This is a genomic window from Bacillus sp. ABR (assembly GCF_056172715.1).
The window spans coordinates 249,840-266,348 of record NZ_JAOYSL010000006.1 but is presented as its reverse complement, the minus strand read 5'-3'; the positions used below and the strand labels follow the sequence as shown (position 1 = coordinate 266,348).

Genomic DNA, 16,509 nt, shown 5'->3' with positions numbered 1-16,509 from the left:
CGAAGAAGCGTGATAAATAATGAAAGAGTTAACCCCCACTTTCAAATAGGAGTAGGGGGTTTTTTTGTTAAGTGGAAAGCATTTGCTGAGTTTTAAAAGGCGATCGTGATTTTCTAAGGACCGTATGCATAAAGCATATCCTCTTCACAGAAGCCGTTATCAAATAAAAAAAGCCCTCATCATTCAAGGGCATTAGTGAAAGCTTATTTTACTTTTACTGTGAATGTCACGTCTTTTCTATTCATGTAATCGTCAGTTGAGACATTTCCAAATTTCAGCTTTAATTCTTTGATGTTTTTGACGTTGATCTCTTTGCCTTCAGGAGCTAAGAATTGAATAACACCATCTTGTTTAACGCCACCTTCAACTTCGCCACCAATATCACCGTCAGTCATAAACATATTCGCATCTAATTGCATGCTTCCCGCTACAGCTTTACCTTGATCTGGATAGAAGTTTAGAACTTTATCTGTCGTATTTTCAATATTCATTCCAACATTGATTCTATCCTTCATAATTTTAATTTCGCCAAGGTTTACTTTCATTCCTTGAGCAGTTGTTTTGTGTTTGCTCGCATTTATTTTCTTTGATCCATCATCTTTTTTGTTTTTTGATTGTGTTTTTGTGCTTGTAGACTCTTTTTCTTTAGACGCACCTGTAGACACATCTTCTGTTGAGCCGCAAGCAGCAAGTGTAAATGTTAGCCCTAAAGCTAAAAATAAAGCATAGAATTTCTTCAAAATGAAAGTCCCCTTTTGTTTAATTTGTATAAGCATCTTGTGCTTATACATTGACCATGACTATTATAATAGGATAAAAGTACTTTAAAATCAACAAAAAATGATAAAAATAGAAAATAATTGTTTTAGAGTGTTTTTTTATAAACCGGTTAGCTTAAAATTACATAAAATCCACTTCTTGTGACTTAAATCGAACTTGAATTTCCTTATAATAGAATTATTATAAGGGATTGGGAGTGATTGAGATGGATGGTTCGTCAATCAAGACGGTTAATAGAGAGGATCAACATGAATTCTTGTTTCTGAATATATCCTCAAATACAGTTGGGGCTCTTTCAAAGGAATCTGCTGAGAGGATTCTAAGGGGGAGGGATACCGATGAAATACACCAATTGATGTATGTTCCTATTGAAAATCATGAAGACCTCAAATGGCTCATCCACTCTTTGCATAAAGCCATCATGGATGAAAAAGATGTACGTGTCGCTCTTGAATTGGCTGATCTGCTCTATTTCTTTGTTGTCCCTGCTTACAAAGAAGAATTGATGAGCCGGGAAGATTTGTCACACATGATGAATGACATTCTATTTATGTTGGATCTTTGGACAGATGAAAACATAATAGAGTTAGTTGATGCCATTCAATATGAATTACAAAAAGTAGAGAGAAAAGGCTTGTAGAGCAATCTCTACAAGCTTTATTCTCTATTTTTATGCAGTTGTGTTATTGACGACAGGCTCTTTTCTAAACACGCCCATGCAGCCTGCAATGATGATTAATACAGCTGGAAGGATGAAGAACATAGAAATAGAAATAATGCCACCTACAGCAGATACTAATAATAGAATTCCACCAAGCTTTGCTTTTTTCTTTACAATGACAGATGAGACAATGGCAAGAATAGAGAAAAGCATTGCTGCCCAGCCTAATCCTGTAATTTCACTGGTGCCTGAATCGCTAAATGCTGCATCGATTCCTCCGAAAGCAAGAGCGAACATTGCGCCGAAAAATCCAAAAATACCTCCAATTAAACCTAAAACAAATTCTGTCGTTCTTTTCATAATACTTTCCTCCGATATGTAAATAAGAATTATTGGTACTTAAGAACCAACACAATCTTACTAATCGGCATTTCTTTCATAATGTTAATAGTTTTGTTAAAAAAAAGAAGGAAATCCATAAAGGATTTTCTTGTCCAGTTATTGGGCTCTTTCCCAAGTAATTTTTGTTTCATTTGTTTTTTTCGTTCCCTTTGCCAGCACCTTGCCGTTTTCTTGTTTCACGGTGATGTTTAGGTCATAAAAGGAATAGAGAGCGCCGAGGCTGTCGTTTTCTGGTTTATGAAGATTGTTTTCTTTTTCGGTTGATGCTCCAATGGCCAGCGTTTTTGCAAAGTTTAAACCAATGACTTCAGCGTAATCACTATTGGTATCAGAGGAAGCTGTTACGTTTAAAGAAATGATTTTTTTCTTTTGATCAACGGTGATGTCAGTGTCTTTGATGAGCTTAGACTGCTCCATCACTTCTTTCGTTTCCTTTTGAATGCGTTCATTAATTGTTGGAAGTGCCTTCGTTTCTGTTTTTTGTTCTTTCGTCGTATTTGAGCAAGCTGCTAGAATGCAGAGAATTACAGCTAGACTCATGAAAACAAGTAGACTTTTTTTCACGTTCGATCTCCTTTTTTCTTCGAAGTATGTATGCTTATGTTACCACGAATCCTTGTTTTGATTAAAAGAGAAGTGTTGATAAGCTGTGAACAATAAAAAGCACCCTCTATCGGGTGCTTTATTTCTTATTGTGCTGAAAGGCTTGTACTTAATGGGATAGAAGAAATAACGGTGAATTTAGGAGTGGCAGCACCAGATTCTAAATTTTTACGTAAAAGCGATGATTTGATTGACCCATCCCAATTTTTATAAACACTTCCTGATGTATTTGCACGAAGCTGTACATTTGAGAAGCTTGCTTGTGAATAGCTGTTTGTTCCATTATCCTGTACGCCGTGTACCATTTTGACAACATCAAGATTTTTCAGACGGCTAGGGTTGTAAACAGGCTGCTTATAGCGCAGTTTTCCATTGACGTATAGTGACACTGTACCATCACCGTTGTTGATGAGCTTTAAGTTTACGCGTGCGCCATCTTTAATACTTGAATCGTATTCGCTGTTCCAGTATTTACTGCCGCCTTGTGAGCCGCTGCCCAGAAAGACCTTATAGCCAGAAGACGTTTTTGAAATACCGCTCTCTACAACGGCAGAGCCGAGACCGAGATACCAGTCCGCATAGCCGTTTTTAATGGTGGCTGTTTTCGGCAGGACAATATCGGCAGAGATACCTGACCATTTGGCTTCATCCGTTTGTGTCACAATGGCGCCGTGACGAGGACTAGCCGCTGAGGCAGGAAGACTTGAAAATACCAAAACGAAGGCTAAGCTTACAATCAATACAGTGAACCACTTTTTCATGAAAATTCCCCCTTAAATTTAATTCACCTTCATTATATAAAATGAAAGAGGGGAGCTACTTACAATGTTCTAGCTGATTTTGGCAGTATTTATGAACTTAATCGGTCATAAAGTGGTCAACTTGTATTTGAATTGTAATGTGTCTGTAAAATAACTGGGTTCATCTTCATGTATAATGAGTGCAGAAACCAAAAACGGAGGATTTCTTAATGAATAAAAAGCTTATCACGACAATCGTAACAGTAGCTAGTTTATTTTTAGCATTCAGTTTCTCACATGGAGCAAGTGCAAAAAAAGTAAGCGGCAATATTACTTGGTATAATGGTGTCGGTAAAAAAGGCGCAGATGGAAAAAAACTCGGTCATTGGGATGCAGCAACTAAAATGGGCTTTGACGTACCGAAAAAAGGTACAAAACTAAGAGTGACAACAAAAGCGAAACCACATAAAGTGATTACAGTATATAAATATGATGTAGGCAGAATGCCAAACGCTGTACTAGACGTAAGTCCAAAAGCATTCAAAGCACTTGGGTATAAAACAAGTAAAGGTGTCGTAAAAGGGCATTACACTTATTAATACATAGGCATGCAAAGAAGCGGGAAAAGTTCATTTTCTGGCTTCTTTTCTTGTAGAGAGGGTCTGAAAGGCAATGAAAAAATCAACATGGTGGATCATCACAGTCATTGGCGTCGCAGTAATTGCGGCAGTTATTTTCTTCATGATGAAGCCGGGGCAAGAGGCAAAACATGCAGGGAAAGTTAAAACAAACCAAGATGCAAAAGACGAATTGCTCGTTTCATTTACAGATCAAAAGTTAAACAATACTTATTACTTGCATGATCGGGCGCTTCATACGGAGAAACTGACAGCATATCCTTCGATTGCTTATGATTCTACGAAACAGATTTTATATTACACGTATACAGATGAAGATACGCAAAAGGTGAGTATTCGGGAATTAAAGGTGAAATCTGAAGAAGAAAAAACACTGTTTACGAGTGATGATTCCATCGACAGTATGAGGCTGTCTGGTGATGGGAAGAAGTTATTTCTTAGGTATAACAAGGATTCTGGAGAGCAATTTTATGTCGCATCTTTTGATTTGAAAACACACAAAATGAAGGAGCTGTATCCAGAAAAAAGCAAGGACGATACGGTGAGTTCTTTTGCATATGATCCGACTTCAAATGATTTGGCGATCCAGCATTATTCTTTAAAAGAAGATTATCAAAAAACCGATGAAGCGAATGAAAAGGGCAGAGATCCTGAACCAACAACCATGAAGATCACCCTTCAAACAGGTGAGAAGGGGAAACGCATTGCACGCATCTCACAAACGATCAATGATATTTCATTTTCTCCAGATCATAAGAAATTGATTTATACAGAAGTAAAGGTTCGTAAAGAAAAAGAAATATCCTCTATTAAAATGCTTGATGTAGACACAGGAAAAATGATGACACTCGTTAAAAACAGTCAGGATGTTCATATTTTAAGTGCTGCACAGCCGCAATTTTCTACGGACGGGTCGTCTGTTTATTTCTTAGGTGTTGCAAAAAACGCAAAAGAATTAAAGGATGACACTGGACGAAAAGCGAAGGTAAGAACGATTTTTGAATACAATATGAAGAAGAAAACAGTGGAAGCCGCTTGGGAGAAGGATGGCGGAATCATTAACAATTTCACTGTCAATCGATAAAGGAAACGTTCAGTTATTTATATAACTGGACGTTTTTTTATTTTGTCACTTGAAATGCTGGAGAAATGGTGAGTTTATAGGAAGAAAATCAGCTTTTAAACAGTGATACGAGTGCTATTTTCATATTTTGCTTATGTGACAGAGAAAAAGAAAAAGAGTAATATGAGTGAACATAAAAAAACGAGAGGACTGATGACATCTCGTTTTCTCTGTTTTATTTGTTTTCATCTAATAAGTTTTGAAAGATAAACAGGGCATTAATGGAGTGAGGGAAGCCAGCAACCTTTGTACAGTGTTTAATAATCTCCATAATTTCTATGACAGAAAGTCCAATATGTAATGCTTGTTCAAAATGAGTCTTTAAGTCTTCATCACAATCGCCTTTTGTGATGAGGGAAGATAATGTGCTGATGGCCTTTTGTTTTTCATCTAATATGAAGTGGTTGAATTCTTTTTGTTCACTGAGTTCAATGGTTAGTTGTTCAATGTTTGACCGAATGCTCTCGTTCTCATGAATTGAAAGCTTCTCTCTGTTACCTGCCGCTGTTTCTTGTTTGACCTGGCAAGTTTCTTTTTCTTCATTCAAATTGAACTCCTCCGTTTGTTATCGCAATTTTCCATTTGTTCGTTCATTATGGCTTATGTGCCTTTTGATAGATGTAATGGGTATATAGTAGTATTATCGGTTTGCTGCGTCAACTTTTTAAGTGTGTAATGCTCCTCAAAGGAATGATTCATGCGATTTATTTTTCCATTTTGAAATGGATCATAAAAGGGCTAATGAATAGATGTCCGTTAGCCCTTTGTAATCAGCAATTTCATAAAAGTTCTACGCATTTAGCGGAAGAATGGTTTCATTTTTAATGAATGATATCCATCGGCCTCATCATGTCATAATCTTCATGCTCTAAAATATGACAATGCCACACATATCGGCCGGTATATGGAACAAATCGAGCAACGATCCGAATGACTTCACCTGCATGTGCCTGAATGGTGTCCTTGTAGCCTTGTTCATGTAAAGGAGGTGCTTCGTTTGGTCCTGTATACACGATTTCTCCTGTCGATTGATAGACTTCTGTATCAAACGGCCTTCTGTCTAATACCCTAAATTGAACAAGATGCAAATGAATAGGGTGTGTACCCCTGGTTGGATTGACGATGGACCAAACCTCTAGACTGCCAAGACGAGGATTTTCCGTGACAGGGTCATTCCAAAAGTTGTTATCGAGCAATAGGATTGGGCGGCCGTATTTATCCTGTGTGCCGGTAAGTGTGAGTGTACGCTCTCGATCAGCTCGACTTGGCCGAAGCGGTGGCAGCGGTTTGAAAATCGGACGTAATGTCTTAGGTACCCTTCCTTTTAGCGGACGTGTGACTTTGAATTGCATAATGTTCGCATCTGTTTCAGGATTCACATCCTGTCCGCAGCCGGCTGTATTTTTGAAAGTGATCGTTTTGTTTTCGTAAGCTGAAAAGTCGATGATGACATCGAAACGTTCAGCAGGCGCGATGCTAAATGATTGATGGCGAACGGGTCTTGGCAAAAATCCCCCATCGGAACCAATTTGCATGATTGTAGCGTCGTTATCTAGATGCAGCTCATAAGTTCTAGTATTGGACGCATTTAAAATACGAAAACGGTACTTTCGCGGCTCTACTTCTAAATACGGCCATACTTTTCCATTGACTAAGATTGTTTCTCCACAAAAAAAGGGCACGATGGATGGATCTGGTATGTCACTGTCTTCTGGCGTGTCGTTTGGTCTGCTAGGATAAAACAGTGAGCCATCCTCTTGAAACGTACGGTCCATAATCATTAAAGGAATGTCATAGTCATCTTTCGGAAGCTCTAAGGACTTTTCAAATGCATCTGAGATCAAATAAAACCCAGCTAAACCGGCGTACACATTTAGTCGTGTCAATGCCATCGCATGATCGTGATACCACAATGTGCAGGCTTGCTGATGATTTGGGTATACGTAAGTCTCTCTTTCAAAGAAGGGGCCGGTTGCTTCAAAGTCCCGTGAAAACCAGGCTTCTGGATAGCCGTCACTGCTTGCTGGTGTGACACCGCCATGCAGATGAACGACTGTTTTGACCTCTGGTTCATCGTGATGCCCAGGATGAATGGTGTGATCGACAGGGAGGAAATGTTTCAATGGCAATTTGTTCATCCATTTCACTTTGACCTTTTCATTTCGATTGGCTTTAATGGTTGGACCAGGCAAGCTGCCATTATAGGTCCATAGCTTGGTTGGGGGCAGGTCTCTATGAACTTTTAAGAATACCTCCTCCATAGCAATTTCATAATACGTTTGTCTTGGGTTCTTTTTGACGGGCTCCGCGACTTCTGGAATTGGAAGCTCGTCAACAAATTTTTCTAGGTTCATGTTGACTAATCCTCACTTAAATACAATTTGATACAGTATAAGTGCGGACATCCAAATAGGTGAATAAAATAAAAAAACCCGCTTTTCAGCGGGATAAATTAAGGGTGTTTATTTTCGAGCGCCGCATTTGCAGGCACTTTTTTATTCGGTTTAAAGATAAAATAAGCAGCCAGTACGCTAAAGGTAATGATACTCGTCAAAATGAGCTGTGGCCGCATGGATTCGATAAACAGCATCGATGCCAAGATGGCGCAAATGACCAAAATAGTAAAGTACGTGAGGTATGGGAACAGCCACATTTTGATTTTAAGCTGTTCTGGATTTTCTTTTTCGATTTTACGGCGCATTCTTAATTGTGAAACGGCGATGACTAAGTAGACAAGAAGGGCAATGGCGCCAGATGCATTGACTAAGAACAAAAAGATGGTTTCAGGATAAAAATAGTTCATCATGACGGCAATGTAGGAAAAGAAGGTACCTGCGACTGTAGCTGCTACAGGAACACCACGTTTGCTAATTTTCATAAAGCGTTTCGGCGCTTCGCCTCTTTCTGCTAATGAATAAAGCATTCTGGACGTTGTGTACAATCCGGAGTTTAAACAAGATAGAACAGCTGTTAAGACAATAACGTTCATGACTTGAGCGGCTGATGGAACACCGATGTATTCTAATACCGCAACGAAAGGGCTTGTTAAAATACTTGCGGAATTCCACGGAAGCAAGGTGACAACGACAGCAATTGATCCGACATAGAATACGATAATACGCCATACAACAGAGCGTGTGGCTGTCGTCACAGATTTGACTGGGTCTGCTGATTCACCGGCCGCTATGGCCACAATCTCCGTTCCCATGAAGGAAAAGATGACGACAACGATTCCGAGTAACACAGAGCTGAATCCATTTGGAAGGAAACCGCCGTTCCCTGTTAGATTGGCAAGACCTGAAGTATGATGACCGCCAAAACCAAAGATAAATGCAAAACCAATGAGTAGAAAGAGAATGATGCTGACGACTTTAATCAATGAAAACCAATATTCAAATTCGCCAAAAGATTTAACAGAAAAGATATTTGTTAATGTTAAGAGGATTGTGAGGATAAGACTTGTGAGCCAAACAGGTGCATCTCCATACCAATATTGAATAATGGCAGCACCAGCAATGGCTTCGATGGCAATGACGATCACCCAGAAGAACCAGTAAAGCCAGCCGATTGTAAAACCGGCCCATGGACCGATAGCATCGCTCGCATATTGTGAGAAAGAACCGCTTGTCGGATAGGCACATGCCATTTCTCCGAGCATTCTCATAATAAAGATCACCAGAAGTCCGGCAAAAGAATAGGAAAGAATGGATCCAGGCCCTGCAGAATGAATGACAGCGCCGCTACCAACAAATAGCCCTGCCCCAATGACCCCAGCAATGGAGATCATCGAAATATGTCTTGTTTTAAGGTTTTTTTGAAGACCGTTTGTCATGTTGGACATTTCTTTACCTCCAAACATTTCTCATGAATAGAGAATTTGTTTTTAGAATATTTTAAATTTTATCACACTGAATTGTCATTCAGCATTGGACAGGTTATCAAACTGACATTTCAAACCTCTTAACATGATGTTAAAAAGTATAAAGGATTTGAGAGATTATGTTCCCTCTTTTCCTTCGGATGATTCTTAAAATAACATAAAAAAGGGGGTGGGGAAGTTGTGTCACAAAATAAAATTATTCTGATAATTTCCCCAAGGAGAGAGATTTGACGATATGTCCATTTCGAAGAGAATTGGAAAAAGGTTGATAGGAGTAGGTCTTGAGGTCATTTGACCTTGTAAAAATAAGTTTACTTAGGTCAACACATTTCTATTTATCCTATTTTGCTGACATAAGCGAATCATGTTGCTGTAGACCCACACGGGCTTTGCTTTGTAAGATAAATAATAGAAAAGTGATGTGTGAGGAGGCGCGGTTCGACATGGAGCGCTATAACGAATTAAGACAAGGTGAAACGGGTGCTTGGGTCAGCATCATTGCCTATGTGATCTTATCTGCGGTCAAACTCATTATTGGGTACGTGTTTCATTCAGAGGCCCTTTCGGCAGATGGATTGAATAACACGACGGATATTATTGCATCCCTTGCTGTGTTGATTGGGCTGCGTATTTCTCAAAAGCCGCCTGATGAAGATCATCCATATGGTCATTTTAGAGCGGAAAATATTGCGTCTCTTGTGGCTTCCTTTATCATGATGCTTGTTGGGCTTCAGGTTTTGCTGAGTGCAGGGAAGTCGCTCTTCTCATCTGAGCATCAAACGCCGGATATGATCGCGGCTTGGACGGCAGCAGGAAGTGCTGTTGTGATGTACGGTGTGTATATTTATAACCGCAATCTGTCCAAACGGATCAATAGCCAGGCACTTCATGCGGCAGCTGCTGATAATAAATCAGATGCGTATGTGAGTATTGGAACATTTGTAGGAATTATCGCTTCTCAATTTCAGCTGGCATGGATTGATACGCTTGCAGCGTTTGTCATTGGCTTAATTATTTGTAAAACTGCGTGGGAAATTTTCAGAGATGCCTCTCATTCGTTAACAGACGGTTTTCATATCAAAGATATGTCTAAATATAAAGAGACCATTGAAGCAACACCAGGAGTGGGCGATTTAAAGGATATTAAAGCGCGTTATCTTGGAAGTACAGTCCATGTGGATGTAGTGGTTGAGGTCGAGCCCAACTTGAACATTGCAGAAAGCCATGATATTGCAGATGAAATTGAACGCAGAATGAAACAGGAGCATGATATTTTACACTCTCATGTTCATATGGAGCCAGCAAGTGAGCCGAAAGAAGAGAAGAAGTCTTTTCCATCGTGAGAAGGCTTCTTTTTTATACGTGCTGATGTTATATGCAAATGCGTGTTGTATGGTAAAGTTAGACTATATGAAATTTGACAGAAACGTGATAGGAGGATCAGGATGGCATTTGAAGAACCGATGCATTCAGATTTACAAAAAATCGTAGATAACATCAATAAAGTCATGGTTGGGAAAAAAGACATTGCGATATTAAGCCTTGTTGCGATTTTGGCGAAGGGGCATGTGCTGCTAGAGGATGTGCCTGGTGTAGGGAAGACGATGATGGTTCGTGCTTTGGCAAAATCCATTGGTTGTGAGTTTAAGAGAATCCAATTCACTCCTGACCTTTTGCCTTCAGATGTAACAGGCGTGTCGATTTACAATAAAAAGACGAATGAATTTGAATTTAGGCAAGGACCGATCATGGGGCAGATTATTTTAGCTGATGAGATCAACCGGACCTCTCCTAAAACACAATCAGCATTACTTGAAGCGATGGAGGAAGGCAGTGTCACAGTGGACGGAGAAACGATGCCGCTTGCGGATCCATTTTTCGTCATGGCGACGCAAAATCCAGTGGAATATGAAGGAACTTATCCGCTACCAGAAGCGCAAATGGACCGGTTTTTATTCAAGCTGCAGATGGGATATCCGACCATGCTCGAGGAGCTGGAGGTGCTCAACTTGCAGGAGAAGCAATCCCCGATTGATACGCTCCAAGCTGTCATGACAAAGGAACATATCCATGCGTTGCAGCAGGCTGTTCAAACCATTCATGTGGATGCATCCATTAAAGAATATATTGTTGAAATTGCTCAAGCGACGCGTAAACACCCATCTGTTTATCTAGGTGTCAGTCCAAGGGGATCGATCGCCTTAATGAAAGCGGCACAGGCGTATGCTCTTTTGAATCAGCGCGATTATGTGATTCCTGATGATGTACAGTATTTGGTGCCTTATACATTACCGCATCGTATGATTTTGACATCAGAAGCGACATATGAAGGGAAGAAGGCGGAGACACTGCTGCGACAAATGCTAGAGCAAATTGGCGTGCCAGTTCAAAAGTCGATGACTCAATGAAGTCACGTCATCGTTTAGCAGTTTCATTATGGTTACGGGTGATGATGCTCATCATTCTCACTGCGGCAGCCTTTTGTTATGCCATGTTTCAGGGAGGGTTTGTGAGCTGGTTCCTTTTTTATGCATTTTTACCATATGCTTTGTATGCATTGCTGTTTGCGCTCGTTCCGCTTCGCGCGACAGCCAAGAGAACATTACAGCAAACCCGCTTGAAGGCGGGGGACGTGCTGTCCGTTGACCTTGAAATCAAGCGGACACATCCATTTCCGTACGTTTACGTCATGATTGAGGATGCTCCGCCAGACACCTTTCATTTACAGGAACAGATTGAAATGAAGCAAATGCTGTTTCCTTGGTTTCGGAAAACATGGAGATTTTCTTATCAATTGAATGATATTCCGCGGGGAGAGCATCATTTGACAGCGGTTAGAATCAAAACGGGTGATATGTTTGGGTTTGTTGAAAAAGAAATCATCATTCCGCTAGAGAAAAAACTGCTTGTCTACCCAAAAGTGCTGGATATCCCTGTAGAGCCTGCTGAGTCACTGAGTGAAAATGGAGGCAAAGCGGTTCACTCGTGGTTAAATGAACCGACTCATGTGACAACAGGCGTACGAGAATACCAGCAAGGAGACCGTTTTGCTTGGGTGGATTGGAAGACGACGGCCAGAAGAGGCCAGCTGATGACGAAGGAATTTGAACAGAATCAAGCAAAGGACCTTGTCGTGTTTGCTGATTTTACTGATCAAGCTGTTTATGAAACAGTTGTCTCTATTACAGCATCTGTTCTTCAAACGGCTGTGAAAAAAGGAGTGCCGTCAGGTCTTGTCCCTCTGGGAGATCAGTATGCCTTTCGAGTCGATCAAGGAGAACTTCATTTACAGGACATGCTTTATTATTTAACAAGAGTGCAGCATCAGCCTTCCCGCGCACTAGAATATAAACCGTTAGCAGCGAGTGAGTATCAGCATTCAGGAAAATATGTCGTCACAGGTCAGCTGCAGGAGGAGCTTGCGGCAAGTCTCTTTGGAAATCGAAATAGAAACAACATCACCGTGCTTTTAGTGAAGAAAGCCGTTGACCGATTGACGACAAAAGAAAAACAGCTTGCAGACCGGCTCAAGGCCTCTGGAATACGCATCACCCTTTTATTTGAAGACCGGCTGCACGAAAGAACTGTGAGGTGACAAACATTTATGCTGCATACGCATCTGCGGCAAAGCCGTTTTGAATTGTTCATCTATTATGCTGTAGCTTTTCTGCTGCTATGGGAGTGGCTTCGTCCACTTCAAGATTTTACAGAGACGAGCCATACGTCTTATTTCATCATTTTTATCGGGCTTACGTGTTTGTTTACGTTCTTTCGTCTGAAGTGGTATGTGACGTTTCCTATTTGTGCTGGACTGATTTTGCTCGCCTTATATTTGATCTTTTATCAATCAGCGCCAGGCTATCCGTCTGCTTTGTTTGCTGATATTAAGGATAATATCACGTTAATGAGCATGGGCATGTGGAGTGACATGTATCCGTCTTTCCGCACATTGTTGTTTTATATTTTGCTGTGGCTGCTTGTCTACTTGCTTCATTATTGGGTGGTCTATCAGCAGCGTATCTTTTTCTTTTTACTCATGACGATTGTGTATGTCACAATTCTTGATACGTTTACGCCATATGATGCGACCTTTGCGATCGTTCGTATTATGGTATTTGGCTTTTGTTTGCTTGGATTGCTGTATTTCGATCGACTGCGTTCAGCTGAGGGCGTTCGGGTGTCACAGAAAGCACGTCTAAAATGGTTTTTCCCCATGCTGGCGCTTGTCCTTCTATCAGCGTCACTCGGTGCTTCTTTGCCAAAGTCTGATCCGAAATGGCCCGATCCTGTCCCGTTTTTTAAGGCGGTCACGAATCAAGATGGGACAGCCGGGCAGAATAAAGTGGGATATAGTGCAGATGATTCGGCGCTTGGCGGCCCGTTTAGTGAGGACCGTACACCAGTCTTTAAGTGGAGCGGAAAGGAGCCGACTTATTTTCGTGTAGAAACAAAAAGTATTTACACAGGAAAGGGCTGGGAGGATGCGTCAAATGATACGAAGCCTACTCGGCTAAAGGACGAATCTGTGCCGAATCGGTGGTTTACCGAGCGTGTGAAAACAGAGGTGCATGAAACGAGAGTTGATATAGAATCGGACTATCGATTTAATCATGCTGTGTATCCTATTGGAACGATCATGCTGACGCCAATGGAAAACATTCCGCTGCAAATCATGGGCAAAACGGAGAAAATTGTCCCGTCTATGCAAAACCCACCCAAAAATTTAGGGAACTATCAAGTCAGCTTTTTATCCCCTACATTTATCCTAGAGGATTTACAGAGAATTAAAGTACCGACAAAGAAGCAGGTGAATCAGCAGGTTGGCCGTGAATACTTGCAGCTTCCATCCTCACTTCCAGAGCGTGTGAAAACTTTGGCAAACAGCTTAACGGAAACGAAGGACAATATGTATGATAAAGCGAAAGCGATCGAGGATTATTTAGGATCTGCGAAGTTTTCATATGAAACGCAGAATGTCGCTGTGCCTGGTCGTAATGAAGATTATGTGGATCAATTTTTATTTGATACGATGATTGGCTACTGTGATAATTTTTCAACCTCTATGATCGTGATGCTTCGTTCGATCGGCATTCCGGCGAGATGGGTGAAAGGGTATACGTCTGGCCAGTTATATGAAACACAAATGGATGGAAACAATGTGTATGAAGTAACCAATAACAATGCGCATTCATGGGTAGAGGTTTATTTTCCAAACAGAGGCTGGGTCACCTTTGAACCGACAAAAGGATTTACAAACCCAGAGACATTTACGAATGAAGCCGTTTCAAGCGATCAAACGGATGATCAAAAGGAAGAAGAAAATCAGTCTAGTTCTGATGCAAGTGAAGAAAAGCAGCAAGACCAGCCGCAGCAGCAGGAGACAGAGCAGCCGGCACAACAAAAGGAACAAGCAGCGAAGGCAAAGCCAAATATGGTACATGCTGGTTGGGTTGTAGGTTATGCGGCAGGAGCTATTGTCCTGCTTGGATTCATCAGCTGGTTGCTTTATCGATTCAGAACAAGATGGCTGCCATTCTTTATTGTAAGAAAGGTGAAACGTCTGCCGGAGGATGTAGCATTCTTCTATGCATATGCGGCTCTATTAAAGCATCTAGGGCGTAGGGGAATTGAGAAAAAGCCAGGTATGACGCTAAGAGAATTCGCTTCTTTGATCGATGACAAGGACGGAGATCATGACATGTCAGAGCTGACGCAGCTCTATGAACGTGCGCTTTATCGGCGAGAGGATTCGTCGGCGCTTTGGCAGCAGTCGGCAAAGTTATGGGAAAATTTAATAAACAGGAGATAGTCTTGACCGCGTACCTTCCTGTTGTTAGAATAGGTGAATATTAAAACCTTCTAAAATACATGAAATTGAAGCGTTCGGATGTGAGTCTGGGCGCTTCAAAAGCGTGATTCACACTGAGAGCAGGTTTTCTCCTCTCATTTTTTCTGTGCGTTTATAAAAAACTATATTGGACATAGAGGTGACACCATGACAAATTTAGTAAATGAAATGATTTTGGTTCTCGATTTCGGCAGTCAGTACAATCAGTTGATCACACGCCGTATTCGTGAATTTGGTGTGTACAGTGAGCTTCATCCGCACACTTTAACTGCTGAAGAAATTAAAGAAATGGCGCCTAAAGGAATCATCCTTTCTGGTGGACCAAACAGTGTTTATGATGAAGGATCTTTCCGCTGTGATGAAAAGATTTTTGATCTAGACATTCCGGTTCTAGGCATTTGCTACGGCATGCAGCTCATGACTCACTATTTAGGCGGGAAAGTAGAAGCGGCCAGCCAGCGTGAATATGGAAAAGCAGATATTCATATTAACGGAACACCTGCTTTATTCAAAGACCTTCCAACGGATCAAGTCGTTTGGATGAGCCATGGTGACCTCGTAGTTGAAGTACCAGAGGGCTTTACTGTCGATGCAACAAGTGCACATTGTCCAAACTCAGCGATGAGCTTAGCTGAGAAGAATTTCTATGGCGTTCAGTTCCACCCAGAGGTACGTCACTCTGAGTACGGAAATGACCTATTGAAAAACTTTGTCTTCGGCGTGTGTGATTGTGATGGCAAATGGTCAATGGAGAACTTCATTGAAATCGAAATGCAGAAAATCCGTGAAACAGTAGGCGACAAGCAAGTATTGTGCGCACTAAGCGGCGGTGTTGATTCATCTGTTGTGGCGGTATTGATCCACAAAGCCATCGGCGATCAGCTGACATGTATTTTCGTTGACCACGGTCTTCTTCGCAAAGGCGAAGCAGAAGGGGTTATGAAAACATTTAGCGAAGGTTTCAACATGAACGTGATTAAAGTAGATGCAAAAGATCGTTTCTTAAACAAGCTAAAAGGTGTGTCTGATCCTGAGCAAAAACGTAAAATCATCGGTAACGAATTCATCTATGTATTCGATGACGAAGCGGACAAGCTAAAAGGAATCGACTACTTAGCACAAGGAACACTTTACACAGACATCATTGAGAGCGGAACAGCAACGGCACAAACAATCAAATCTCATCACAACGTAGGCGGTCTTCCAGAAGACATGCAGTTCGAATTGATTGAGCCACTCAATACGCTATTCAAGGATGAAGTCCGTGCCTTAGGTTCAGAGCTTGGCATTCCTGATGACATCGTATGGAGACAGCCATTCCCAGGTCCAGGACTAGGTATCCGTGTACTAGGTGAAATTTCAGAAGAAAAACTAGAAATCGTCCGTGAATCGGATGCAATTCTACGCGAAGAAATTGCCAACTTCGGCCTTGAGCGCGACATCTGGCAATACTTCACGGTTCTCCCAGACATCCGCAGCGTAGGTGTTATGGGTGACGCAAGAACATACGACTACACAATCGGTATCCGTGCTGTTACTTCTATTGATGGTATGACGAGTGACTGGGCAAGAATCCCTTGGGATGTACTTGAGAAGATCTCGACTCGTATCGTGAATGAAGTGAAGCATATTAACCGCGTGGTGTATGATATTACGAGTAAGCCGCCTGCTACGATTGAGTGGGAATAAACACGTATGTTGATTTGATTAATTTAATTTGATATAGGGCTAGTTTCTATGTATAAAGAGTGTGAAAAAAAACATGATTTAATATAGATACCCCCCAACAACCCCACCAATATATAGGTGGGGTTATTTAATTATGAAAAAAATA

Annotated in this window: 15 protein-coding genes; 8 read left to right on the top strand and 7 right to left on the bottom strand. The window is 41.1% G+C overall.

Translation table 11 applies throughout. The features are described 5' to 3' along the window. Positions 1-203 precede the first annotated feature (203 nt). Positions 204-740, bottom strand: coding sequence for an LptM family lipoprotein (locus OIT90_RS18330; protein ID WP_474892823.1), 537 nt, complete (start codon positions 738-740; stop codon positions 204-206). 245 nt (positions 741-985) lie between these two features. Between OIT90_RS18330 and OIT90_RS18325 the strand changes: the two genes are divergently transcribed. Beyond that, positions 986-1,420, top strand: a complete 435-nt coding sequence (locus OIT90_RS18325) for a hypothetical protein (protein ID WP_058837870.1) — start codon at positions 986-988, stop codon at positions 1,418-1,420. A 30-nt stretch (positions 1,421-1,450) separates the two neighbouring features. Here OIT90_RS18325 and OIT90_RS18320 read toward each other — a convergent pair whose 3' ends face one another. The 3 genes from OIT90_RS18320 to OIT90_RS18310 all read right to left on the bottom strand — a co-directional run bounded on the left by OIT90_RS18320 (position 1,451) and on the right by OIT90_RS18310 (position 3,207). Next, positions 1,451-1,801, bottom strand: coding sequence for a DUF4064 domain-containing protein (locus OIT90_RS18320; RefSeq protein ID WP_025092751.1), 351 nt, complete (start codon positions 1,799-1,801; stop codon positions 1,451-1,453). 138 nt (positions 1,802-1,939) lie between these two features. Further along, on the bottom strand, positions 1,940-2,407 hold the full coding sequence (locus OIT90_RS18315; RefSeq protein ID WP_059376139.1) for a hypothetical protein: 468 nt from the start codon (positions 2,405-2,407) through the stop codon (positions 1,940-1,942). 125 nt (positions 2,408-2,532) lie between these two features. Beyond that, the gene (locus tag OIT90_RS18310; protein ID WP_341040044.1) at positions 2,533-3,207 is read right to left on the bottom strand and encodes a hypothetical protein; all 675 of its coding nucleotides are present in this window, start codon (positions 3,205-3,207) and stop codon (positions 2,533-2,535) included. Positions 3,208-3,416: 209 nt separating this feature from the next. On the opposite strand from OIT90_RS18310, the gene OIT90_RS18305 reads away from it, so the two are divergent. After that, entirely contained in the window at positions 3,417-3,785 is a 369-nt protein-coding gene (locus tag OIT90_RS18305; RefSeq protein ID WP_024424478.1) for an RlpA-like double-psi beta-barrel domain-containing protein, read from the top strand. A 73-nt stretch (positions 3,786-3,858) separates the two neighbouring features. Then, a complete protein-coding gene (locus tag OIT90_RS18300) occupies positions 3,859-4,908 on the top strand; it encodes a hypothetical protein (protein WP_474892822.1) in 1,050 nt (349 codons plus the stop codon). Positions 4,909-5,122: 214 nt separating this feature from the next. On the opposite strand, the gene OIT90_RS18295 is transcribed toward OIT90_RS18300, so the two are convergent. From OIT90_RS18295 to gabP, 3 genes are all read right to left on the bottom strand, one after another. Continuing rightward, positions 5,123-5,494: a carboxymuconolactone decarboxylase family protein gene (locus OIT90_RS18295; RefSeq protein WP_039176890.1), complete on the bottom strand. Its 372-nt coding sequence runs from the start codon at positions 5,492-5,494 to the stop codon at positions 5,123-5,125. A 274-nt stretch (positions 5,495-5,768) separates the two neighbouring features. Beyond that, positions 5,769-7,301, bottom strand: a complete 1,533-nt coding sequence (locus OIT90_RS18290; protein WP_474892821.1) for a multicopper oxidase family protein — start codon at positions 7,299-7,301, stop codon at positions 5,769-5,771. Positions 7,302-7,399: 98 nt separating this feature from the next. After that, positions 7,400-8,788 (bottom strand): GABA permease, encoded by a 1,389-nt coding sequence (gene gabP, locus OIT90_RS18285; protein ID WP_039176895.1) that lies wholly within the window; start codon positions 8,786-8,788, stop codon positions 7,400-7,402. Positions 8,789-9,270: 482 nt separating this feature from the next. On the opposite strand from gabP, the gene OIT90_RS18280 reads away from it, so the two are divergent. The 5 genes from OIT90_RS18280 to guaA all read left to right on the top strand — a co-directional run bounded on the left by OIT90_RS18280 (position 9,271) and on the right by guaA (position 16,364). Beyond that, positions 9,271-10,170, top strand: a complete 900-nt coding sequence (locus OIT90_RS18280; protein WP_059376152.1) for a cation diffusion facilitator family transporter — start codon at positions 9,271-9,273, stop codon at positions 10,168-10,170. Between the two features lie 102 nt (positions 10,171-10,272). Continuing rightward, positions 10,273-11,235, top strand: a complete 963-nt coding sequence (locus OIT90_RS18275) for an AAA family ATPase (protein WP_039176899.1) — start codon at positions 10,273-10,275, stop codon at positions 11,233-11,235. After that, on the top strand, positions 11,232-12,422 hold the full coding sequence (locus OIT90_RS18270; RefSeq protein WP_474892820.1) for a DUF58 domain-containing protein: 1,191 nt from the start codon (positions 11,232-11,234) through the stop codon (positions 12,420-12,422). The genes OIT90_RS18275 and OIT90_RS18270 overlap by 4 nt, the downstream gene beginning before the upstream one ends. A 9-nt stretch (positions 12,423-12,431) precedes the next feature. Then, the gene (locus tag OIT90_RS18265; RefSeq protein ID WP_474892819.1) at positions 12,432-14,636 is read left to right on the top strand and encodes a DUF4129 domain-containing transglutaminase family protein; all 2,205 of its coding nucleotides are present in this window, start codon (positions 12,432-12,434) and stop codon (positions 14,634-14,636) included. Positions 14,637-14,822: 186 nt separating this feature from the next. Further along, on the top strand, positions 14,823-16,364 hold the full coding sequence (gene guaA / locus OIT90_RS18260) for a glutamine-hydrolyzing GMP synthase (protein WP_024424487.1): 1,542 nt from the start codon (positions 14,823-14,825) through the stop codon (positions 16,362-16,364). Positions 16,365-16,509 lie beyond the last annotated feature (145 nt).